Annotated in this window: 20 protein-coding genes; 8 read left to right on the top strand and 12 right to left on the bottom strand. The window is 74.8% G+C overall.

Annotated features, from left to right (window positions below):
• Position 1: 1 nt before the first annotated feature.
• The 4 genes from pflA to ACFUMH_RS03430 all read right to left on the bottom strand — a co-directional run bounded on the left by pflA (position 2) and on the right by ACFUMH_RS03430 (position 5966).
• A complete protein-coding gene (gene pflA / locus ACFUMH_RS03445) occupies positions 2-889 on the bottom strand; it encodes a pyruvate formate-lyase-activating protein (protein WP_378200430.1) in 888 nt (295 codons plus the stop codon).
• A gap of 21 nt (positions 890-910) precedes the next feature.
• Entirely contained in the window at positions 911-3181 is a 2271-nt protein-coding gene (gene pflB / locus ACFUMH_RS03440) for a formate C-acetyltransferase (RefSeq protein WP_378200427.1), read from the bottom strand.
• Between the two features lie 126 nt (positions 3182-3307).
• A complete protein-coding gene (gene dxs / locus ACFUMH_RS03435) occupies positions 3308-5185 on the bottom strand; it encodes a 1-deoxy-D-xylulose-5-phosphate synthase (RefSeq protein ID WP_378200424.1) in 1878 nt (625 codons plus the stop codon).
• 172 nt (positions 5186-5357) lie between these two features.
• Entirely contained in the window at positions 5358-5966 is a 609-nt protein-coding gene (locus ACFUMH_RS03430; RefSeq protein ID WP_378200420.1) for a DUF4126 domain-containing protein, read from the bottom strand.
• A gap of 70 nt (positions 5967-6036) precedes the next feature.
• Here ACFUMH_RS03430 and ACFUMH_RS03425 point away from each other — a divergent pair, with 70 nt between their 5' ends.
• Genes ACFUMH_RS03425 through ACFUMH_RS03405 form a run of 5 tightly spaced genes read left to right on the top strand, consistent with a single transcriptional unit; the run spans position 6037 to position 10637 of the window.
• Positions 6037-7491, top strand: a complete 1455-nt coding sequence (locus ACFUMH_RS03425; protein ID WP_378200417.1) for a GuaB1 family IMP dehydrogenase-related protein — start codon at positions 6037-6039, stop codon at positions 7489-7491.
• Positions 7488-8225 carry a type 1 glutamine amidotransferase gene (locus ACFUMH_RS03420; protein WP_378200414.1) on the top strand — a complete coding sequence of 246 codons (738 nt, stop codon included), beginning with the start codon at positions 7488-7490 and terminating at the stop codon, positions 8223-8225. The genes ACFUMH_RS03425 and ACFUMH_RS03420 overlap by 4 nt, the downstream gene beginning before the upstream one ends.
• A gap of 35 nt (positions 8226-8260) precedes the next feature.
• Positions 8261-8899 carry an NUDIX hydrolase gene (locus tag ACFUMH_RS03415; RefSeq protein ID WP_378200549.1) on the top strand — a complete coding sequence of 213 codons (639 nt, stop codon included), beginning with the start codon at positions 8261-8263 and terminating at the stop codon, positions 8897-8899.
• Entirely contained in the window at positions 8896-9795 is a 900-nt protein-coding gene (locus ACFUMH_RS03410; protein WP_378200411.1) for a phosphotransferase, read from the top strand. Before ACFUMH_RS03415 ends, ACFUMH_RS03410 begins: the two co-directional genes overlap by 4 nt.
• A 56-nt stretch (positions 9796-9851) precedes the next feature.
• Positions 9852-10637: an SDR family oxidoreductase gene (locus ACFUMH_RS03405; protein ID WP_378200408.1), complete on the top strand. Its 786-nt coding sequence runs from the start codon at positions 9852-9854 to the stop codon at positions 10635-10637.
• A gap of 109 nt (positions 10638-10746) precedes the next feature.
• Here ACFUMH_RS03405 and ACFUMH_RS03400 read toward each other — a convergent pair whose 3' ends face one another.
• The 4 genes from ACFUMH_RS03400 to ACFUMH_RS03385 all read right to left on the bottom strand — a co-directional run bounded on the left by ACFUMH_RS03400 (position 10747) and on the right by ACFUMH_RS03385 (position 17403).
• A complete protein-coding gene (locus tag ACFUMH_RS03400; RefSeq protein ID WP_378200405.1) occupies positions 10747-13554 on the bottom strand; it encodes an aconitate hydratase in 2808 nt (935 codons plus the stop codon).
• A gap of 298 nt (positions 13555-13852) precedes the next feature.
• Complete coding sequence (locus ACFUMH_RS03395; protein ID WP_378200402.1) at positions 13853-14029, bottom strand: translation initiation factor 2; 177 nt, start codon at positions 14027-14029, stop codon at positions 13853-13855.
• A 118-nt stretch (positions 14030-14147) separates the two neighbouring features.
• Positions 14148-15410 carry a class I SAM-dependent RNA methyltransferase gene (locus ACFUMH_RS03390; RefSeq protein ID WP_378200399.1) on the bottom strand — a complete coding sequence of 421 codons (1263 nt, stop codon included), beginning with the start codon at positions 15408-15410 and terminating at the stop codon, positions 14148-14150.
• Positions 15400-17403: an APC family permease gene (locus ACFUMH_RS03385; protein WP_378200396.1), complete on the bottom strand. Its 2004-nt coding sequence runs from the start codon at positions 17401-17403 to the stop codon at positions 15400-15402. The genes ACFUMH_RS03390 and ACFUMH_RS03385 overlap by 11 nt, the downstream gene beginning before the upstream one ends.
• An 85-nt stretch (positions 17404-17488) precedes the next feature.
• On the opposite strand from ACFUMH_RS03385, the gene ACFUMH_RS03380 reads away from it, so the two are divergent.
• Together ACFUMH_RS03380 and ACFUMH_RS03375 are read left to right on the top strand one after the other, a co-directional pair.
• Positions 17489-18139, top strand: a complete 651-nt coding sequence (locus ACFUMH_RS03380) for a potassium channel family protein (protein ID WP_378200546.1) — start codon at positions 17489-17491, stop codon at positions 18137-18139.
• Positions 18136-18810 (top strand): potassium channel family protein, encoded by a 675-nt coding sequence (locus ACFUMH_RS03375; RefSeq protein WP_378200394.1) that lies wholly within the window; start codon positions 18136-18138, stop codon positions 18808-18810. The genes ACFUMH_RS03380 and ACFUMH_RS03375 overlap by 4 nt, the downstream gene beginning before the upstream one ends.
• Here the strand turns inward: ACFUMH_RS03375 and ACFUMH_RS03370 are convergent.
• The 4 genes from ACFUMH_RS03370 to dut all read right to left on the bottom strand — a co-directional run bounded on the left by ACFUMH_RS03370 (position 18743) and on the right by dut (position 21290).
• Positions 18743-19507 carry a DUF3159 domain-containing protein gene (locus ACFUMH_RS03370; protein ID WP_378200390.1) on the bottom strand — a complete coding sequence of 255 codons (765 nt, stop codon included), beginning with the start codon at positions 19505-19507 and terminating at the stop codon, positions 18743-18745. The two genes, ACFUMH_RS03375 and ACFUMH_RS03370, sit on opposite strands and share 68 nt — an antisense overlap.
• 4 nt (positions 19508-19511) lie before the next feature.
• Positions 19512-19880 carry an OB-fold nucleic acid binding domain-containing protein gene (locus ACFUMH_RS03365; protein ID WP_378200387.1) on the bottom strand — a complete coding sequence of 123 codons (369 nt, stop codon included), beginning with the start codon at positions 19878-19880 and terminating at the stop codon, positions 19512-19514.
• Positions 19877-20665, bottom strand: a complete 789-nt coding sequence (locus ACFUMH_RS03360; protein ID WP_378200384.1) for a DUF3710 domain-containing protein — start codon at positions 20663-20665, stop codon at positions 19877-19879. Before ACFUMH_RS03360 ends, ACFUMH_RS03365 begins: the two co-directional genes overlap by 4 nt.
• An 88-nt stretch (positions 20666-20753) precedes the next feature.
• Positions 20754-21290, bottom strand: coding sequence for a dUTP diphosphatase (gene dut, locus ACFUMH_RS03355; protein ID WP_378200381.1), 537 nt, complete (start codon positions 21288-21290; stop codon positions 20754-20756).
• Between the two features lie 66 nt (positions 21291-21356).
• Between dut and ACFUMH_RS03350 the strand changes: the two genes are divergently transcribed.
• On the top strand, positions 21357-21857 hold the full coding sequence (locus ACFUMH_RS03350; RefSeq protein WP_378200379.1) for a DUF3093 domain-containing protein: 501 nt from the start codon (positions 21357-21359) through the stop codon (positions 21855-21857).
• Positions 21858-22005: the final 148 nt, after the last annotated feature.

Raw genomic sequence — 22005 nt, 5'->3', positions numbered from 1 at the left:
CTCAGAACGTCGTCAGCCCCCGCGCACGGAAGACGTCCCGCACCGCCTCCGTGGCCCCGCGCGACGGCGGCTCGACGTCGCCGAGCTCGTAGCGCATGCCCAGCTCCGCCCACTTGTCGCGGCCCATCTGGTGGAACGGCAGCACCTCGACGCGCTCGACCGCCGGCCCGAACGACACGACGTGGTCGGCGACGGCCGCGACGTTCTCGGGGGCGTCCGTGAGGCCCGGGACGAGGACGAAGCGCACCCACATCCGCGTGCCGCGGGCGCCGAGGCGGCGGCCGAAGTCGAGCGTCGGCTGCAGCTCGCGGCCCGTCGCGCGGCGGTAGGTGTCCGGCAGGCCCGACTTCACGTCGAGGAGGACGAGGTCGACGTCGTCGAGCATCGCGTCGGTCGCGTGCGCGCCGAGGAAGCCGGACGTGTCGATCGCGACCGGCACGTCCATGGCGGCCGCGCCGGCCACGAGGCGACGCACGAACGCCGGCTGCATCAGCGGCTCGCCGCCGCTGATCGTCAGCCCGCCCCCCGTCGCGCGGAAGACGCCGCGGTACCGGGCGACCTTGGCGAGGATCTCGTCGGAAGCGACGTCCGTGCCCCGGCGCATCTCCATCGTGTCGGGGTTGTGGCAGTACAGGCACCGCAGCGGGCAGCCGGACAGGAACACCGTCAGGCGCGTGCCCGGGCCGTCGACCGCGGTGACGAGCTCCCACGAGTGCACCGACCCGAGCCGGCCCTCCCGGACCGCCGCCAGCCGCTCCGCCCGCTCCGTCTCCGTGGGCTCGAGGCCGGCGGTGCCGTGACCGTGCGTGCGGGTGTGCGAGCCGCCCACCAGCGGCGTGCCGAGCGGGACGACCGGCGCGCCGGCCCGCTCCGTGGTGGTCGTGGTCATCATGGCCTCCGCCGTCCGGGGTCAGACCGCGCCGTGGAAGGTCCGCGACAGCACGTCGAGCTGCTGCTCGCGCGTCAGGCGGACGAAGTTCACGGCGTAGCCGGACACGCGGATCGTCAGCTGCGGGTAGTTCTCCGGGTGCTCCATGGCGTCCACGAGCGTCTCGCGGTTCAGCACGTTGACGTTCATGTGGTAGCCCGAGGACAGGACGTACGCGTCGAGCAGGCCGACGAGGTTGCCCACCTGCTCGTCCTTCGTGCGGCCGAGGCCGGACGGGACGATCGACGAGGTCAGCGAGATGCCGTCCTGCGCCTCCGCGTACGGCAGCTTCGCCACCGACAGCGCCGAGGCGAGCATGCCGTGCGTGTCGCGTCCGTTCATCGGGTTGGCACCGGGCGCGAACGGCTCGCCGGCCTTGCGCCCGTCCGGGGTCGAGCCGGTGGCCTTGCCGTACACGACGTTCGATGTGATCGTCAGCACGGACTGCGTGTGCAGCGCGTCGCGGTACGTCGGCAGCGCCCGGATCTTCTCCATGAAGCGCCGCACGATCCACACCGCGATGTCGTCGGCACGGTCGTCGTCGTTGCCGTACGTCGGGAAGTCGCCCTCGACGGCGTACTCGGTGACGAGCCCGTCGGCGGTGCGCAGCGCGCGGACCTTCGCGTACTTGATGGCGGACAGCGAGTCCGTGACGACGGACAGGCCGGCGATGCCGCAGGCGAGGGTGCGCAGCACCGTGCGGTCGTGCAGGGCCATCTCGATGCGCTCGTACGCGTACTTGTCGTGCATGTAGTGCACGCAGTTGAGCGCGTCGACGTACGTCTCGGCGAGCCAGTCCATCGTGCGGTCGAACTTCGCCAGCACGTCGTCGTAGTCGAGGATCTCGCCGTCCACGGGGGCCGTGACCGGCGCGATCTGCTTGCCCGTGACCTCGTCGCGGCCGCCGTTGATCGCGTACAGGAGCGCCTTGCCGAGGTTCACGCGGGCGCCGAAGAACTGCATCTGCCTGCCGACGCGCATCGGGGACACGCAGCACGCGATGGCCGCGTCGTCGCCCCACGAGGCCCGGATGAGCTCGTCCGACTCGTACTGCACGGCCGAGGTGTCGATGGACACCTGCGCGCAGTACCGCTTGAATCCCTCGGGCAGCCGCTCGCTCCAGAACACGGTCATGTTCGGCTCGGGCGCCGGGCCCAGGTTGTACAGCGTCTGCAGGTAGCGGAACGACGTCCTCGTGACCAGCGGCCGGCCGTCCTCGCCGATGCCGCCGATGGACTCCGTCACCCACGTGGGGTCGCCCGAGAACAGGTTGTCGTACTCCGGCGTGCGCAGGAACCGCACGATCCGGAGCTTGATGACGAAGTCGTCGACGATCTCCTGGGCCTGCTCCTCGGTGAGGGCGCCCGACCCGAGGTCGCGCTGCAGGTACACGTCGAGGAACGTCGACGTGCGGCCGAGCGACATCGCGGCGCCGTTCTGCTCCTTCACCGCGGCCAGGTACGCGAAGTACAGCCACTGCACGGCCTCGCGCGCCGTGGTCGCCGGCTCGGAGATGTCGAAGCCGTAGGACGCCGCCATCTGCTTGAGCTCCCCGAGGGCGCGGATCTGCTCCGCCAGCTCCTCGCGGTCGCGGATGACGTCCTCGACCGAGCGCTCCATGTCGAGCGACGCCTTCTCGAGCTTCTTCGCGGCGACCAGCGCGTCGACGCCGTACAGGGCGACGCGGCGGTAGTCGCCGATGATGCGGCCGCGCCCGTAGGCGTCGGGCAGGCCCGTGATGATGTGCGAGCTGCGCGCCGCGCGGACGTTCGGCGGGTACACGTCGAAGACGCCGTCGTTGTGGGTCTTGCGGTACTTGGTGAAGATGTCGACGATCTCCTGCGGCGCCTCGTAGCCGTAGGTCTCCAGCGACGTCTGGACCATGCGCCAGCCGCCGTTCGGCATGATCGCGCGCTTGAGCGGCGCGTCGGTCTGCAGGCCGACGATCACCTCCTCGTCGCGGTCGATGTACCCGGGCGCGTGGGACGTGATCGTGGACGGCGTCGTCGGGTCGACGTCGTGGACGCCCTTCTCGCGCTCGGCGGGGAACATCGCGCTGAGCTTCTCCCAGATGCCCGTGGTGCGGGCGGTGGGGCCGGCGAGGAAGCTCGCGTCACCGGTGTACGGCGTGTAGTTGCGCTGGATGAAGTCGCGGACGTCGACGGTGTCGGTCCACGGACCGGTGACGAAGCCCTGCCAGGCCGCCGGTACGGCGGTGTCGCTGCGGTCGCGGGGCACGGCGGTGAGGGACATCTGACGCTCCTGGTGTGGCGGGGTCGATACCTCGACGCTAGGAGCGCGGTGGTGGGATGTCTCGGGACCTCGGTCCCGGCCCGTGCCGGCCGTGCCGGCGAGCCGTCAGCCGTGGGCGGCGAGCCGTCAGCCGTGGGCGGCGAGCGCGGTGAGCACGTCGGCGGCGACGTCGTGCGGGCGCAGGCGCAGCGCGTCGACGATCTCGTCCCGCGACGCGTGGTCGAGGAACGTCGACGGCACGCCGACCGACTGCACCGGCGTCACGACGTTCGCCTCCCGCACCCGCTGCCCCAGCATGGCGCCCACGCCGCCGTCGACCAGCCCGTCCTCGAGCGTGACGACGTGGTCGTGGTCGCCCGCCAGCTTGACGAGCGCGGCCGGCACCGGGAGCACCCAGCGCGGGTCGACGACCGTGACCGCGAGCCCGTGCCCCGCGAGTATGTCGGCGGTCGCGAGCGCCGTCGTGGCCATGGGCCCGACGCCGACGACGAGGACGCGCCGGCCCTCGCCGTCGTGCCGCGCGAGCACGTCCACGCCGTCGACCTCGTCCAGCGCCGGGACCGGGTCGACCATCGCGCCCTTGGGGTAGCGGACCACCGTCGGGGCGTCGTCGACGTCCACCGCCGTGCGCAGCGCCGCCCGCATCGTCGCCTCGTCGCGCGGCGCCGCGAGCCGCAGCCCGGGCACGACCGAGAGCATCGCCATGTCCCACATGCCGTTGTGGCTCGCACCGTCGTTGCCGGTGATGCCGGCGCGGTCGAGCACGAACGTGACGCCGGCACGGTGCAGCGCGACGTCCATGAGCACCTGGTCGAACGCCCGGTTGAGGAACGTCGCGTACACCGCGACGACCGGGTGCAGCCCGCCGTACGCCATGCCCGCGGCCGACGTCGCGGCGTGCTGCTCGGCGATCCCGACGTCGAACACGCGGTCCGGGAACTCCTCGGCGAACGGCGCGAGGCCCACGGGCTGCAGCATCGCCGCGGTGATCGCCACCACGTCGGGGCGCCGGCGGCCGATGCGCACGATCTCGTCGGCGAAGACGCTGGTCCAGCCGAACCGGGAGGGCGCCAGCGGCAGGCCCGTCTCGGGGTGGATCCGGTCGACGGCGTGGAACCGGTCCGCGACGTCCTGCTCGGCCGGCGTGTAGCCGCGGCCCTTCTCGGTGATGACGTGCACGATCACGGGGCCGGCGAACGCCTTCGCGCGGCGCAGGGCCGTCTCGACCGCCGGCTCGTCGTGGCCGTCCACCGGGCCGATGTACTTCAGGCCCAGGTCCTCGAACATGCCCTGCGGCGCGACGACGTCCTTGATGCCCTTCTTGATGCCGTGCAGCGCCTCGTACGCCAGCCGCCCGGGCGGGCCGGAGCGGCGCAGCGTCGACTTGCCCCACGACAGCATCGACTCGTACCGCCGCGTCGTGCGCAGCGCGTCGAGGTGCTGCGCGAGACCGCCGATCGTGGGGGCGTACGAGCGGCCGTTGTCGTTCACGACGACGACGAGCCGGCGGTCCGCGTCCGCGGCGATGTTGTTGAGGGCCTCCCACGCCATGCCGCCCGTGAGCGCGCCGTCGCCGATCACCGCGATCGTGTGCCGGTCGGCCTCGCCGCGCAGCTGGCGCGCCTTGGCGATCCCGTCCGCCCACGACAGCGCCGTCGACGCGTGCGAGTTCTCCACGACGTCGTGCTCGGACTCCGCCCGGCTCGGGTAGCCGGACAGCCCGCCGCGGCGACGCAGCGCCGAGAAGTCGCGGCGGCCGGTCAGCAGCTTGTGCACGTACGCCTGGTGGCCCGTGTCGAAGACCATGGTGTCGCGCGGCGACTCGAACACGCGGTGCATCGCGATCGTCAGCTCCACCACGCCGAGGTTCGGACCGAGGTGACCGCCGGTGCGGGAGACCTGCTCGACCAGGAAGTCGCGGATCTCCGCGGCGAGGCGGTCGACGTCGCCCGCGGGCAGGGCACGCACGTCCTGCGGCGACGTGATGCGGTCCAGCAGTCCCACGAGGTCTCCTCCCGGTGCGGCGACCCTGCCGCGCGGCGACGGGACGTCCTCAGTGACCGATCAGTCTAGGCGTCCGCGGGCGCGGGGTCGTCCCGCCGGCGTGCGGCCTCAGTGTCGGCTCAGTGGCGGCTCTGTCGCGGCACGGTGCAGGTCCGGGGTGCGTGGGCGCCGTTCAGGGCACGGCGGGCGGCGACCCGGGCCGGCCCGTGGGCTGCGCGCGGCGACGCCGGCGGCGCAGGACGACCACGAACGCCGCGACCAGCAGACCCAGCACCACCACCACGAGCACCGGCAGGAAGACCGCCACGAGGCTGAGGCCGACCGACACGCCGTCCTCCACGGTCGAGACGACCGGTCCCCCGACGCCGCCCGTGGTGGCGTTGACCACCGGGCGCGCGGTCGCCTTGCCCGCGTGCACCAGCGCGGCCACGACGACGCCCACCACAACCGCGACCCACGGGTGGTCCTGCACCCAGGTCGAGCCCTCGAGGTCCTCCGCGGCCGCCGTGGCGGCGAAGACGACGCCGCCCGTCGCGGGGCGGATCACCGTCTGCACGGCGTCGTTGACCGTGTCGACGAGCGGCACCTTGTCGAGCACGACGTCGGTGAGCAGCAGCACCGCGCCCACGCCGATGGCCCACCAGCTCTCCATCCACGTGAGCGCCTCGGGCAGGTGCACGACGTCCGTGAGGCGGGCCAGCAGCGCCACGACCAGGAACGGCACGTAGGCGTTGAGCCCCGCGGCCGCGGACAGGCCGATGCCGGTGAGCGCGACGAGCATGCGCCGGACGATACCGGCGCCGGTCCCGACCGGCCCGTGCCGGGTAGACTGCGTCGGAAAGGGGACACCCATGCGCTTCCTCCCGGGCCACGCGCCCACCTCCGACCTCACGTACGGCGACGTCTTCCTCGTCCCGTCCCGCTCCGAGGTCACCTCCCGCTTCGACGTCGACCTGACGTCCGCCGACGGCACGGGCACCACGGTCCCGCTCGTCGTCGCCAACATGACCGCCGTCGCCGGCCGCCGCATGGCCGAGACGATCGCGCGCCGCGGCGGCATGGCCGTCCTGCCGCAGGACATCCCGACCGAGGTGGTCGCCGAGGTCGTCGCCGACGTCAAGGGTCGCCACGCCGTGGTCGAGACCGCGACGGTCGTCGGCCCGCACGACACCGTGCACGCGGCCCTCACGCTCATCGCCAAGCGTGCGCACGGCGCCGCCGTGGTCGTCGACGACGGGCGTCCCGTCGGCGTCGTCACCGAGGCGGACTGCCGCGGCGTCGACCTCTTCACTCAGGTCGAGCAGGTGATGACGCCCCACCCGACGACGCTCGACCTCGCGGTCGTGGAGGAGCACGGCGCGCGCGGCCTCGAGGACGCGTACGAGCAGCTGCACCGCGAGCGGCGCCGGTTCTCCCCCGTCGTGCGCGACGGCCGGCTCGTCGGCGTCCTCACGCGCGTCGGCGCGCTCCGCTCGTCGATCTACGCGCCCGCGCTGGACGCGCAGGGCCGGCTGCGCATCGCCGCGGCCGTCGGCATCAACGGCGACGTGAAGGCCAAGGCGGCCGCGCTCCTCGAGGCGGGCGTCGACACGCTCGTCGTCGACACCGCGCACGGCCACCAGCGCAAGATGCTCGACGCGCTCGCCGCGGTCCGCGCCGTCGACCCGCAGGTCCCGGTCGTCGCCGGCAACGTCGTCACCGCCGCGGGCGTGCGCGACCTCGTCGAGGCCGGCGCGGACATCGTCAAGGTCGGGGTCGGCCCCGGCGCCATGTGCACGACGCGGATGATGACCGCCGTCGGCCGCCCGCAGTTCTCCGCCGTGCTGGAGTGCGCCGCCGAGGCGCGCCGGCTCGGGCGGCACGTGTGGGCCGACGGCGGCGTGCGGCACCCGCGCGACGTCGCGCTCGCGCTCGCCGCCGGCGCCTCGCAGGTGATGGTCGGCTCGTGGTTCGCCGGGACGCACGAGTCCCCCGGCGACATGCACACCGACGGCCAGGGGCGCCTGTACAAGGAGTCCTTCGGCATGGCGTCGGCGCGCGCGGTCGCCGCCCGCACGCGCGGCGGCTCGGCCTTCGACCGCGCGCGCAAGGCGCTGTACGAGGAGGGCATCTCGTCGTCGCGCATGTACCTCGACCCCCGCCGCCCGGGCGTGGAGGACCTCGTCGACCACATCACCGCGGGCGTGCGGTCGGCCGCGACGTACGTCGGCGCGACGACGCTCGAGGAGCTGCACGAGCGCGCCGTCGTGGGCATCCAGTCCGCCGCGGGGTACGACGAGGGCCGGCCGCTGCCGGACGGCTGGTGACCGGGCCGGTCCGCGAGCCCGGGGGCGGGTCGCGACCCGTCCTCGTGCTGACGCACGCACCCCACGAGGGCCCCGGGCTGATCGGCCGCGCGCTGGCCGGCGTGCCGCACCGCGTGCGGACGGTCCTCGACCTGCCCGAGCCGCGGCTGCCGGACCCCGCCGGGCTGGCGGGCCTCGTCGTCATGGGCGGGCCGATGGACGCCGACGACGTCGCCGGGCACCCCGGCCTCGCCGCCGAGCGCGCGCTGCTGCGCGCGGCGGTCGACGCCGACGTGCCCGTCCTCGGCGTGTGCCTCGGTGCGCAGCTGCTGGCCCTGGCGCTCGGCGCCGGGCTGCACCGGCGCACCGCGCACGAGGTCGGCTTCGCGCCGGTCGAGGTCGTCGCGGACGACCCGGTGGTCGCGGCGCTCGGCGCGGTCGGCGCGCGTCCCACCGTCCTGCACTGGCACTCCGACGAGGTCGACCTCCCCGACGGCGCGACCCTGCTCGCGTCGTCGGACGTCACCCGGGTGCAGGCGTTCCGCGCGGGTTCCGCCGTCGGTCTGCAGTTCCACCCCGAGCTCGACACGGCCATGCTCGACCTGTGGCTCGCCACCCCGGACATGACGGGCGACCTCGACGACGGCGAGGCGGAGGCGATCCGCGCGGCCGGCGCGCGGCACCTGCCGACGCTGGTGCCGGCGGCCGAGAAGGCGTTCGGCGCGTTCGCCGACCGGGTGCGGGCGCGCGGGTGACCGCGTCGCCGGACGCGCGCGCCGAGCTGCGTCGCATGGTCGGCGCGGGCGTGCGCTGGCCGGGCGACCCGACGGGCCTCGCCATGGACCCGGCGCGCGTGCGGCGGGCCGCGGTGCTCGTGCTCTTCGGCGTGCTCGACGCCGTGCCGGCCCACGGGCGCGGGGACGGGCACGTGCCGGCCGACCTCGACGTGCTGCTGCAGCGGCGCGCGGCGACCCTCGGGCACCACCCCGGCCAGGTCGCGTTCCCCGGCGGCGGGATCGACCCCGACGACGACGGGCCGGTCGGTGCGGCGCTGCGCGAGGCCGTCGAGGAGACCGGCCTCGACCCGAGCGGCGTCGACGTCCTGGGAGAGCTGGCCGAGATCGCGCTGCCCGTCAGCGACAACCTCGTGACGCCGGTGGTGGGCTGGTGGACGCGCCCGTCGGCGGTCGCGGCCGTGGACCACCGCGAGGCCGTCGACGTCTTCCGTGCCCCCGTGGCGGACCTGCTCGACCCGGCGCGACGCGCGGTCGTCGTGCACCCCGTCCGGCGCGGGCGCGTGCGCACGCCCGCGTTCCAGCTGGACGGCGACGTGCTCGTGTGGGGCTTCACCGCGATCGTGCTGTCGGGCATCTTCGACGCCCTCGGCTGGACCGTGCCGTGGGACGACACCCGGACCGTCACCCCGTGACCGCGCCGCTCCCCCGGCACCCGCTGATCGAGGTCGACGTCGACGTGGACCTCGCCCGGGCCCTCCTGCGCGAGCAGCACCCCGACCTCGCCGACCTGCCCCTGCACGGTCGCACCAACGGCTGGGACAACCTCACGTGGCGGCTCGGCGACGACCTCGCGGTGCGGTTCCCGGTGCGCGCGCTGTCGTCCGAGCTCGTCGAGCGCGAGCAGCGGTGGCTGCCGGTGCTCGCCGGGCGCCTGCCGGTGCCCCTGCCCGTCCCGGTGCGGGCCGGCCGCCCGGGTGACCGCTACCCGTGGACGTGGAGCGTCGTGCCGTGGCTGCACGGCGACGTCGCCGCGGCCACGGAGCCCACGTCGCGCACGGCGTGGGCGACGGCTCTCGCCGACGCCCTGGCCGCCCTGCACGTGCCGGCGCCGGCCGACGCCCCGCCCAACCCCTACCGCGGCGTGCCGCTGGCCGAGCGCGACGAGGTGGTCGCCCCCCGGTTCACCGACGCCGTCCCGCACGTCGACGCGCTGCGGGCCGCGTGGGACGACGGGCTCGCGGCCCCGCCGTGGGCCGCGCCGGCGGTCTGGCTGCACGGCGACCCGCACCCCGGCAACCTGGTGAGCCGGGACGGCGCCCTGGCGGGCCTGCTCGACTTCGGCGACCTCACCTCCGGCGACCCGGCGTCCGACCTCGCGACGGCGTGGCTCACGTTCGACGCGACGGGCCGCGCGGCGTTCCGCGCCCGCACCGACGCGCTGCGCGGGTGGGACGACGCCACGTGGGTGCGCGCCCGCGCCTGGGCGGCCGCCCTCGTCCCCGTCCTGCTCGCCCACCCGGTGGAGTACCCGCTCATGGCCGCGGTCGGCCGGCACGCCGCGGCGCAGGTCGCCGCGGACCGGCGCTGACCGGCGCAGCCGTAAAGAGGTCGTCCACGGGCGGCCGACGGCCCCAGACTCGCGCCGTGCACCCCCAGCCGCTGCAGGACCGCGTCGTCGTCATCACCGGTGCCAGCCGGCGGATCGGGATCGGAGCGGCCCTGGCGCGCCGTGCGGTGGCGGACGGGGCGGCGGTGCTGCTGCACTCGTGGTCCCCGCACGACGCCGAGCAGCCGTGGGGCGCGGACGCCGGTGGTGCCGACGCGCTCCTGGACGAGCTGCGGTCCGGCGGTGGGCGCGTGGAGCACGTCGCGTGCGACCTCGCCGCGCCCGACGCACCGGGCGCGCTGGTCCGGGCCGCGCGGGACGCCTTCGGCCACGTCGACGCGCTCGTCGCCAACCACGCGCGCTCCGCCGCGCAGGACCTCGAGCACCTGACCGCCGACGAGCTCGACCGCTGCCACGCGGTGAACACGCGTGCGACGCTGCTGCTGGCGCAGGCGTTCGCGGCGCAGCACGACGACGCCCGCGACGGCGGTCGCATCGTGCTGTTCACGTCCGGGCAGTACCACGGCGCCATGCCCGCCGAGCTGCCGTACGTCACGTCGAAGGCCGCCCTCCAGGGCGTGACGAAGAGCCTCGCCGTGCACCTCGCCCCGCGCCGCATCACCGTGAACTGCGTCGACCCCGGTCCCACGGACACCGGTTACGCCGATGCGGACGCGCAGGCCGCCGTCGCGGCCGCGAGTCCCGGCGGGCGCTGGGGGCGGCCCACGGACGTCGCGCGGCTCGTCGCCTGGCTCCTGGGGGACGAGTCCGCGTGGGTGACCGGCCAGACCATCGCGTCGGACGGCGGCTGGTCGGCGCGCTGACGGCAACGCGCGCGGCCGTCGGTCGCGGGCGTACGCGAGCACCCGGGAAACGGCACGGCCCGCCGGCCCCGGGGATGCCGGGGCCGACGGGCCGTCCGCCGCGCCGTCGTCAGCCGACGAGCGAGCGCAGCACGTACTGCAGGATGCCGCCGTTGCGGTAGTAGTCCGCCTCGCCGGGGGTGTCGATGCGGACGACCGCGTCGAACTCGACGACCGAGCCGTCGCCCTTCGTCGCGGTGACCTTCACCGTGCGCGGCGTGGTGCCCTCGTTGAGCGCCGTGACGCCCGCGATGTCGAAGGTCTCCGTGCCGTCCAGGCCGAGCGAGTCGGCCGTCTCGCCCTCGGGGAACTGCAGGGGCAGCACGCCCATCCCGATGAGGTTCGAGCGGTGGATGCGCTCGAACGACTCGGTGATGACGGCGCGCACGCCGAGCAGGCGGGTGCCCTTCGCGGCCCAGTCGCGCGACGACCCCGAGCCGTACTCCTTGCCGCCGAGGACGACGAGCGGGATGCCGGCGTCCTGGTAGGCGACGGAGGCGTCGTAGATCGTCGTCTGCTCGCCGGTCAGGTGGTTGACCGTGAAGCCGCCCTCGACGCCCGGCACGAGCTGGTTGCGCAGCCGGATGTTCGCGAACGTCCCGCGGATCATGACCTCGTGGTTCCCGCGGCGCGAGCCGTAGGAGTTGAAGTCGCGGCGGTCGACGCCGTGCTCGGCGAGGTACAGGCCCGCGGGGCTGTCCGCCTTGATGGAGCCCGCCGGGCTGATGTGGTCGGTCGTCACCGAGTCACCGAGCTTCGCGAGCACGCGCGCGCCCGAGATTTCCGTGACCGGCTCCGGCTGCGCGCCCATGCCCTCGAAGTACGGGGGCTTGCGGACGTAGGTCGACTCGGCGTCCCACGCGAACGTGTCGCCCTCGGGCGTCGGCAGCGACCGCCACCGGTCGTCGCCCGCGAAGACGTCGGCGTAGTCCGACTCGAACATCTGGCGGTCGATCGACGCGTCGATCGTCGCCTGCACCTGCTCCGGCGCGGGCCAGATGTCCCGCAGGAACACGGGCTCGCCGGCCTCCGTGGTGCCGAGCGGCTCGTTCTCGAAGTCGAAGTCCATCGTGCCGGCCAGCGCGTACGCGATGACGAGCGGCGGCGACGCGAGGTAGTTCATCTTCACGTCGGGGTTGATGCGGCCCTCGAAGTTGCGGTTGCCGGACAGCACCGAGACGACCGACAGGTCGTGCTCGTTGACCGTCGCGGAGATCTCGTCCGCGAGCGGGCCGGAGTTGCCGATGCACGTGGCGCAGCCGTAGCCGACCAGGTGGAAGCCGAGCTTCTCGAGGGACGGCCAGAGGCCCGCCTTCTCGTAGTAGTTCGTGACGACCTGCGAGCCCGGCGCCATCGACGTCTTGACCCACGGCTTGGCCGTGAGGCCCTTCTCGACCGCGTTCTTCGCGAGCAGCGCGGCGGCGAGCATGACCGACGGGTTCGACGTGTTGGTGCAGCTCGTGATCGACGCGATGACGACGTGGCCGTGGTCCAGCTCGGTCGTCGTGCCGTCGGCGAGCGTGACCGGGACGCGCTTGTGCGGGCGCCGGGCCGAGTCGCCGCCCTCGACGTGCGAGGGCTTGTCGGAGCCGTCGGCGTGCTCGCCGGCGGCGATCGGGTCGGAGGCGGGGAACGTCTCGGCGACGGACTCGTCGAGACCCGTGAACGACGCGGCCTCGTGCGGGTCGACGTAGTCGAGGATCGAGGTCGCGAACGACTCCTTGGCCGCCGACAGCTCGATCCGGTCCTGCGGACGCTTCGGGCCCGCGATCGACGGGACGACCGTCGACAGGTCGAGCTCGAGGTACTCCGAGAACACGGGCTCGACGTAGGACGCCGCGCTCGGGTCGTGCCAGAGGCCCTGCTCCTTGGCGTACGCCTCGACGAGCGCGAGCTGCTGCTCGGACCGGCCGGTCAGGCGCAGGTAGTCCATCGTCACGCCGTCGATCGGGAAGATCGCGGCGGTCGAGCCGAACTCGGGGCTCATGTTGCCGATGGTGGCGCGGTTGGCGAGCGGCACGGACGCGACGCCGTCGCCGTAGAACTCGACGAACTTGCCGACCACGCCGTGCTGGCGCAGCATCTGCGTGATCGTCAGGACGACGTCGGTGGCCGTGACGCCGGCCGGGATGGTGCCGGTCAGCTTGAAGCCGACGACGCGCGGGATCAGCATCGACACCGGCTGGCCCAGCATGGCGGCCTCGGCCTCGATGCCGCCGACGCCCCAGCCGAGCACGCCGAGGCCGTTGACCATCGTCGTGTGCGAGTCCGTGCCGACGCAGGTGTCCGGGTACGCGCGCCCGTCGCGGACCATGACGCCGCGGGCGAGGTACTCGATGTTGACCTGGTGGACGATGCCGGTGCCGGGCGGGACGACCTTGAAGTCGTCGAACGCCGTCTGGCCCCAGCGCAGGAACTGGTAGCGCTCACGGTTCCGCTCGTACTCGAGCTCGACGTTGCGCTCGAAGGCGTCCCGACGGCCGGCGACGTCGATCTGGACCGAGTGGTCGATGACGAGCTCCGCCGGCGCCAGCGGGTTGATCCGCGACGGGTCGCCGCCGAGGTCACCGACGGCCTCGCGCATCGTGGCGAGGTCGACGACGCAGGGCACGCCGGTGAAGTCCTGCATGATCACGCGCGCGGGCGTGAACTGGATCTCGGTGTCGGGCTGCGCCGTCGGGTCCCAGCCGGCGATCGCGCGGACGTGGTCCGCGGTGATGTTGGCGCCGTCCTCCGTGCGCAGGAGGTTCTCGGCGAGGATCTTCAGGCTGTACGGCAGCCGCTCCACACCGGGGACCGCGGAGAGTCGGAAGATCTCGTACGAGTCGTCACCGACCTCGAGCGTTCCCTTCGATCCGAAGCTGTCGACGCTGCTCACGTGGGCTCCTTCGCTGGCGAGTGGCCGGGCGGTTCGGGGCCCGGCGGGGGCGGCCGGCGTCCAGCCTAGGACCGGGCGGCGCGACCGCGTGACGTGCGGCCGCTGCCACCGGCAGCCGACGCCCGTCCAGATATCTTGATGTCGAGATAGATCCTACCCGGTCCGCCGCGCACCGCGCGCCGCCGACGCCGTGACCGGCGCGCCGCGAGGGGCGGCCCGGGGTGCGGGCCGCCCCTCGCGGACGGGCCGCCGCCGGTCCGGGGCGTCCCGCGACGGTCCTTCAGCGTGGCACGGTCCCTCAGCGTGGCGACGTGGCCTCGGCGGCCCGCACGGCCTCGGCCGCCCGGCGCTCCGCCTCCACCGCCCGCTCGTGCGCGCGGTGGTCGTAGTCGGGCGTGCCCTGCTTGTACAGCTCCTGCGTCACGATCCGGCTGGCCTCCGCGAGCCGGCGTCGCGCGTCCTGCGAGTCGGTCATGGGTCCACTCCCGTCGTCCGGGCCCGCGGGGCACGGGCCTCGTCCCCACGCTAGGCCTGCGCAGGCGGGTCCGCGAGACCTCTCCCCGGGCCCGCCGTCGCAGCGACGTGCGGGCCGGTCAGCGGGTCAGGACCGCCACGGTCTCCAGGTGGTGCGTGTGCGGGAACAGGTCGTGACCGGTGACCTCGAGGCCCGTGTACCCGTGCGCGGCGAGCAGCGCGACGTCGCGGGCCAGCGCCGCGGGGTCGCAGGCCACGTACACGACCCGCTCGGGCCCGAGCGCGGCGACCGCGTCGACGACGCCGCGCCCGGCCCCCGTCCGCGGCGGGTCCAGCACGACCACGTCGGCGTGCGCCGCCACGGGCGCACCGCCGCGCCCGCGCAGGGCGTCCGCGACGTCGCCGGCGTGCAGCTCGACCTGCGGCCGGTCGTGCGCGTTGCGCCGCGCGTCCCGCACGGCGCGCGCGTCGCCCTCGACCCCCACGATGCGGCCCGACTCCCCCACCGCGTCGGCGAGGGGCAGCGAGAACAGGCCGGCGCCCGAGTACAGGTCGAGCACCGTCGCGCCCGCGACGTCGCCGACGCCGCGCAGCACCTCGCGCACGAGCAGCGCCGGCGCCTCGCGGTGCACCTGCCAGAAGCCCGCGCCCGCGACGCGGTACTCGTACCGACGGTCGCCGAGCAGCACCTGCTCCCGCACGGCCGCACGCGCGTTGGGGCGCGGGTCCGGGCGGCCGCGGTGCCGGTCGAACGGCGCGCCGTCGACGAGCACGAGCGCGGAGGACCCGTCGGCCGGCGCGACGGCGTCCACGCGGCTGCCCGCGGGCCAGCGCGCGCCGAACAGGTCGAGCGCGGCGATGTCGTCGCTCGCGAGCGGCATGGCGTCCAGGGCCACCACGTCGTGCGAGCGGTGCCGGCGCATGCCGGCGCGCCCGGTCGCGTCGGCGACGAGCTCGATCCGCGTGCGCCAGCCGAGGCCCCCGCGCTCGTCGTCGCCGGGCGCGGCACGCACCTCGGGCGCGAGGTCGACCTTCGCGAGCCGCTGCAGCTGCTCCGCGAGCACCGTCGCCTTCCAGGCCCGCTGCGCGGGCAGCGCGACGTGCGCCAGCTCGCCGCCGCCGACCCCGCCCGGGCCGGCCTCCGGCCACGCCGACGGCACCCGGTCGGGCGACGCCTCGAGCACCTCGACCGCGTCGGCACGCCAGAACTTCGCGGTCTCCCCCGCCTCGGTGAGCCGTGCCCGCACGCGCTCCCCCGGCAGGGTGTGCCGGACGAACACGACGCGCCCCTCGTGCCGGGCCACGCAGTGGCCGCCGTGCGCCACGGGCCCGACCTCGACCTCGACGACGTCGCCCACCTCGGGCGTGGTGTCAGACGCCACGGTTCACCTGTCCTCGCACGCTGTCCTCCAGACCTGTCTGCCCCTCGCTCGACGCGAGCTGCCACGGCACGGAGGCCACGACGACGCCGGGCGTGAACAGCAGGCGGCTCTTGAGCCGCAGCGCGCTCTGGTTGTGAAGCAGCTGCTCCCACCAGTGCCCGACGACGTACTCGGGGATGTAGACCACGACGAGGTCGCGGGGGCTGTCGCGCCGGATGGAGCGCACGTACGTGAGCACCGGGCGCGTGATCTCGCGGAACGGGGAGTCGAGCACCTTGAGCGGCACGGGCAGGTCCGCCGCGTCCCACTGCGCACGCAGCGCGGCCACGTCGTCCGCGTCGACGCCGACGGTGACGGCCTCGATCACGTGCGGGCGGGAGGCGCGGGCGTAGGCGAGCGCCCGCATCGTCGGGCGGTGCAGGTGCGAGACGAGCACGACGGCGTGGACGCGGCTCGGCAGCGCGCGCGCCGCCTGGGTGTCGTCGCCCAGCGCGAGCTCGGCACGGACCCGCTCGTAGTGCCGGCGCACGCCCTGCATCGCGACGAAGACCGCGGCCATCGCGAGGATCGCGATCCACGCGCCGAGCAGGAACTTGGTCGCCAGGACGATGACGAGCACGGTCGCGGTCATCCCGAGGCCGACCGCGTTGATGACGCGCGAGCGGATCATGCGGGCGCGGGCGCGCGGCTCGGGCTCCGTCCGCAGCGCGCGCGTCCAGTGCCGCACCATGCCGAGCTGGGAGAGCGTGAACGACACGAACACGCCGACGATGTACAGCTGGATGAGGCGTGTGACCTGGGCGTCGAACACCCAGATGAGCGCGATCGCCGCGGCCGCGAGCGACACGATGCCGTTCGAGAAGGCGAGCCGGTCGCCGCGGGTGTGCAGCTGGCGGGGCAGGTACCCGTCCCGGGCCAGGATCGAGCCGAGCACGGGGAACCCGTTGAACGCCGTGTTGGCCGCGAGCACGAGGATCAGCCCCGTCACGACGGCCACGACGACGAAGAGCACGTCGAGCCCCTCGAACACCGAGGCCGCGAGCTGGCTGATCACCGGGTGCTGCACGTAGCTCTCGCCGACCGGCACGCCGTCCCGCAGCAGCTGCTCCGCGGGCCGGTCGGTGAACCGCACCCCCGTGGCCTGCGCGAGCAGCAGGATCGACATGATCATCGTGATCGACAGCCCGCCGAGCAGGAGCAGCGTCGTCGCCGCGTTGCGCGACTTCGGCTTGCGGAACGCCGGCACCCCGTTGCTGATCGCCTCGACCCCCGTGAGGGCGGCGCAGCCGGACGCGAACGCGCGCAGCACGAGGAAGCCGCCGGCGAGGCCCACGAGCCCCTGCTCGAACCCGGCCTCGGCGGCGACCTCGAGGCCGGCGCTCTCGGCGGGCGGCAGCGTGCCGGTGAAGTACCGGAACGCGCCCACCACGGCGAGCGAGCCCATCGCGGCCATGAAGAGGTACACGGGGATCGCGAACGCCGTGCCCGACTCCTTCACGCCCCGCAGGTTCACGAGCGTGAGCAGCACGACCAGCCCGATCGCGAACGTCGTCTCGTGGCCCCGCAGCGCGGGCACGGCCGTCGCGGCGTACTGCGCCCCGGACGAGATCGACACGGCCACCGTCAGGACGTAGTCGACGAGCAGCGCGCTCGCGACGGTCACGCCCGCCTTCGGCCCCAGGTTCACCGACGCGACCTCGTAGTCGCCGCCGCCCGAGGGGTAGGCGTGCACGTTCTGCCGGTACGACGCCACCACGGTCAGCAGCACGAGCACCACGCCGAGACCGACCCACGGCGAGATCGTCAGCGCGGCGAGCCCCGCGATGGACAGCGTCAGGAGGATCTCGTCGGGCGCGTACGCGACGGACGACAGGGCGTCGGACGCGAACACCGGGAGTGCGACCCGCTTGGGCAGCAGCGTGTGGCCGAGCCGGTCGCTGCGGACCGGGCGGCCGAGCACGAGCCGCTTGGCGGCGTCAGCGAGGTCGGACACGATCAGCGATCGTATGCCCTGACCGTCGACCGGCGGTGCGCCCGGGCGGTCGGGTATAGCGTGACCGGCTGTGCACTTCGTGATCATGGGCTGCGGCCGCGTGGGCGCCACGCTGGCGCAGTCGCTCGAGTCCCGCGGGCACTCCGTGGCCGTCATCGACCAGTTCCCCGACGCCTTCCGGCGCCTCGACGCCGACTTCAGCGGCAACAAGGTCACCGGCCTCGGCTTCGACCGCGACACCCTGCGGACCGCGGGCATCGACGACGCGTACGCGTTCGCCGCCGTCTCGGACGGCGACAACTCCAACATCCTCGCCGCGCGCGTCGTGCGCGAGACGTTCGGCGTGCAGAACGTCGTCGCCCGGATCTACGACCCGCACCGCGCGGAGATCTACCAGCGCCTCGGGATCCCGACCGTCGCGACCGTGCGGTGGACCGCGGACCAGGTGCTGCGGCGCATGCTGCCCATGGGCACCACCGACGAGTACCGCGACGCGTCCGGCCAGATCCAGCTGTCGCAGGTGGACGTCCACCCCGGCTGGGTCGGGCTGCCCGTCCGCGCGCTCGAGGACGCGTCCGGCGGACGCGTCGCCTACCTCACCCGTTACGGCGACGGCGTCCTGCCGACCGCCGCGACCGTCCTCCAGGAGAACGACACCGTGCACATGCTGCTGCGCGCCGACGACGCGCCCGCCGTCGAGCGGGTGCTCACCTCGGCCCCGGCGGTGACGGCGTGAGGGTCGTCATCGCCGGCGCCGGCTCCGTGGGCCGGTCGATCGCCCGCGAGCTGCTGCTGCACGAGCACGAGGTCACCCTGGTGGACCGGCAGCCGTCGGCCATGCGCATCGCGCAGGTCGCGGACGCGGACTGGCTGCTCGCCGACGCGTGCGAGCTGCCGACGCTGCGCCAGGTGCGGGCCGACGAGTGCGACGTCATGGTCGCCGCGACCGGCGACGACAAGGCGAACCTCGTCATCTCGCTGCTCGCGAAGACGGAGTTCGGCGTGCCGCGCACGGTCGCGCGCGTCAACAACCCGAAGAACGAGTGGATGTTCGACGCCGCCTGGGGCGTCGACGTGGCGGTCTCCACGCCCCGCATCATGACCGCGATGGTGGAGGAGGCCGTCGCCGTCGGCGACCTCGTGCGCATCTTCACGTTCCACCAGTCGAAGGCCGACATCCTCGAGCTCACGCTCCCCGAGGACTCGCCCCTGGCGGGCGTGCGCGTGGGTCAGGTGCCGTGGCCCGCCGACACGGTGCTCGCCGCGATCGTCCGCGACGCGCGGCCCATCGCGCCGAGCCCCGACGACACGCTCGAGGGGCGCGACGAGCTCCTCATCGTCACGGGTCGTGACGCGGACGAGGCTGCTCTCGAGGAGCTCCTGACCCGCGGACCAGCATCCAGCTGAGCCAGAGCACGAGGGCGGTCAGCGGCAGCCCCATCGCGAGCTTCGCGGTGCCCAGCCACGCGACCTCGCCGGCCCAGTACAGGGGCAGCTGCACCGCGAGCCGCAGCCCGAACATGCCGACCCACGGCCACGTCGCGAGGGCGTACCGGCGGCGACGCACGGGGTCCTGCCGCCAGTCCACGACGGCCGACCACGGACCGCCGGTGAGCGGTCCGTCGTTCCGGAACATGCCGACGACCAGACCCACGAGCGGCCAGCCGACGAGGATCGTGACGAGCGTGCCGACGAGGTACGCCGCGTTGACCCAGAGCCCGTAGGCGAAGTAGTCGGACGCGTCGCCGGTGCGCCACGCCCAGACGACGCCGATGCCGACCCCGACGACGCCCGAGAACGCCTGCGTCACCGGCGTGCGCTGCACGAGCCGCGCGAGCACGGCGAGCACCGCGGCGCCGCCGGCCGCCACCAGCGCAGGCGTCAGCCGCTGCCCGGTCGCGAGGTACACCACGACGAACAGCAGGCCCGGCGCGACGGCCTCGACCATGCCGCGGACGCCGCCCACGGCGTCGAGGGCGGAGAACTCGTCCGCCGTGATGGCGCGCAGGCCGCGCGCGCCGCCGTCCTCGGGCGGTGCGACGCCGTCGGCCGCGTCGAGCAGGGACGCCTCCTCGGCGGGCCGCTCGCGGTGGCTCTCGCTCACGGCGTCACTCCCCCGGCCGCGGACGCAGCTCGTACCGCGGGTTGAACAGCGTGCGGCGCCCGTCGACGCGGCACACCAGCCCGTCGACCCGCAGGCGCCGGCCGGGCTCGATGCCGGCGATCTGCCGGCGCCCGAGCCACACCAGCTCGAGCGTGCCCGTCCCGTCGTACAGCTCCGCCTGGAGCGCGGGCACGCCCTCGCGCGGGCGCAGCGTCACCGAGCGCAGCACGCCCGTCACCGACGCGCGCGTGCGCTCGGTCAGCTGGTCGACCGGGCAGCAGCCCGGCACGTTGAGGGCGTCCGCGCGCTCCTCGTCCGCCTCGATCTCCGCCTGGGAGGCGAGCGCCTTGCGGACCCGGTCCTTGAGCGTCATCCGATCTCCGTGATCTCGGGGCCCCGCGCCGGGGGCTGGAAGCGCGGCGCCTGGCCACCCTGCGGGGCGGGCGTGCCGGCGTCCTGGGGTGCGGGCGGCGTCGGCGCGCCCTCCGGGAGCTTGAGCGCCAGGAGGTCGCGCGGCGGGCGCGGGTCCTGGCCGCGCACGACGACGATCTGGCCGAACAGGTCCTCGAGCGCCCGGGCCGCGTCGGGCTCGACCGCCGCCTTGCCGGTGAGCACGCCGCGCAGGAACCAGCGCGGGCCGTCGGCGCCGATGAAGCGGGCCGGCCGGTGGCCGGTGCGGCCCTCCGGCGTCCGGACGGGCAGGCGTGCGAGCAGCTCACGGCCGAACGGCCCCGGCAGGTCGTCGACGGTGCCGCCCTGCTGGGTGATCGACTGCGCGATCTCCTCGCGGATCTCGTCCCAGATGCCCTCGGTGCGCGGTGCGGCGAACGCCTGCACCTGCAGCGACGAGCCCTCGAGCAGCACCGAGGCGGCGGAGACGACGTTCGTCGCCTTGTCGACCTCGAGCCGCACCTCCATGCCGGCCACCCCGGGCAGCTGGATCGCGCCCAGGTCGACGCGCGGGAGCTCGGGCAGCGCGTCACCGGCGTCCCACGGACCGACACGGGCCGCGTCCCCGGTCGGCGCTCCCGCCGTCGGCGCGGGCGCGTCGTCGGCCGGCGCGTCGTCCTGCCCGGCCGTGGACGCGGCCGGGGCCTCGACGACGTCGGCCGCCTCGGACCCCTCGGCCTTCTTCGGACCCCGACGGAACAGACCCACGATCCCCACTCCTCCGACCGGCGCGGTGCGCGCCCTCGTCCATCATGAACGTCGTCGACGACGACGGTAGTTCCGTCCGGGCGCCCGATCAGCCCGGCACGTCGCCGGGCCGCGGCGTCGCCTGCCCCCAGCCGCCGCTCGACCCGAACCCGCCGGCGCCCCGCACCGACCCGGGCAGCTCGTCGACCTCGACGAACCGGGCGTGCTCGACGCGCTGCACCACGAGCTGCGCGATCCGGTCCCCCCGGCGCAGCTCGACGGCGTGCTCGGGGTCGGTGTTGTGCAGCGTCACGGCGATCTCGCCGCGGTAGCCCGCGTCGACCGTCCCCGGCCCGTTGAGCACCGTGAGGCCGTGCCTCGCCGCGAGACCGGAGCGCGGGTGCACGAAGGCGGCGTACCCCTCCGGCAGCGCGATCGCGATCCCGGTGGGCACCGTGCGGCGCCCCAGTGGCGGCAGGACGACGTCCTCCCGGGCGAGCAGGTCGGCACCGGCGTCGCCCGGGTGCGCGTAGGCGGGGGGCGGCAGGTCGGGGTCCAGCCGGCGCAGCAGCACCGGCACGGCGCCGTGGGACGACCCCGGACCGGCGTCCGCTGTCGCCGCGGGCTCGCGGGCGGTCTCGGTCACGGGGGCCGACCCTACCGCGCGGTCGCCGGGACGCCACCCCCGTGCGGGCGGTGAGATCCTGGGGCCATGCCCGCAGAGACCGACGGCACCGCCGCCACGCCCGCGACCTCCCCGGCCCGTCCCGTGTTCCGGGAGCGGCTGTGGCCCGGCCCGCTGGGCTGGGTCGGCGTGGTGCTGTTCGGCACCGTGCTCGGGGTGGCGCTGCTGCCCGTCGACGACCTGCTCGCGCTGGTCGTGGCGGTCCTCGCGGTGCTGGGCGGGCTCGCGGTCGCCGTCCTGACCACGCCGGTCGTCCAGGTCGAGCGCGGCACGCTGCGCGCCGGCACGGCGCGCATCCCCGTCCGTCTCGTCGCGCAGCCGCGCGCCCTCACGCGCGAGGAGGTGCGGGTCGAGCTCGGCCCGGCGCTCGACGCCCGGGCCTACGCGTGCCTGCGCGCGTGGGTCGGCACAGCCGTGCGCGTCGAGGTCCGCGACCCGCAGGACCCGACGCCGTACTGGATCGTCTCGACGCGCCGACCGCACGACCTCGTCGCGGCGCTCGGCGGCCCGGGCGACGCCACGCCCTGATCCGCGGCACCCCGGGTCCGGCGCCGGCGCCCGTGGTCCGCGGCGCCGCCCGCCGCACCGCTCCGGTCCCGCGGACGACGACGGCCGCCCCCACCCGCACGGGGGGCCCGCCCGCGGGGGGGCGGGGGGGGGCGCACGAGGCCCCCAC

It is taken from the genome of Cellulomonas sp. NPDC057328 (assembly GCF_042667215.1).
In the GTDB taxonomy this organism is placed as follows: Bacteria; Actinomycetota; Actinomycetes; order Actinomycetales; family Cellulomonadaceae; genus Cellulomonas.
Note: the sequence above shows the minus strand (reverse complement) of the source record. Positions and strands in the feature narration are given on the sequence as shown.

Coding starts and splice junctions, on each gene's coding strand:
- pflA (WP_378200430.1), bottom strand. CDS start 889: ATGACCACGACCACCACGGAGCGGGCCGGCGCGCCGGTCGTCCCGCTC.
- pflB (WP_378200427.1), bottom strand. CDS start 3,181: ATGTCCCTCACCGCCGTGCCCCGCGACCGCAGCGACACCGCCGTACCG.
- ACFUMH_RS03430 (WP_378200420.1), bottom strand. CDS start 5,966: ATGCTCGTCGCGCTCACCGGCATCGGCCTGTCCGCGGCCGCGGGGCTC.
- ACFUMH_RS03425 (WP_378200417.1), top strand. CDS start 6,037: ATGCGCTTCCTCCCGGGCCACGCGCCCACCTCCGACCTCACGTACGGC.
- ACFUMH_RS03415 (WP_378200549.1), top strand. CDS start 8,261: ATGGTCGGCGCGGGCGTGCGCTGGCCGGGCGACCCGACGGGCCTCGCC.
- ACFUMH_RS03395 (WP_378200402.1), bottom strand. CDS start 14,029: ATGACCGACTCGCAGGACGCGCGACGCCGGCTCGCGGAGGCCAGCCGG.
- ACFUMH_RS03380 (WP_378200546.1), top strand. CDS start 17,489: ATGGGCTGCGGCCGCGTGGGCGCCACGCTGGCGCAGTCGCTCGAGTCC.
- ACFUMH_RS03365 (WP_378200387.1), bottom strand. CDS start 19,880: ATGACGCTCAAGGACCGGGTCCGCAAGGCGCTCGCCTCCCAGGCGGAG.
- ACFUMH_RS03350 (WP_378200379.1), top strand. CDS start 21,357: ATGCCCGCAGAGACCGACGGCACCGCCGCCACGCCCGCGACCTCCCCG.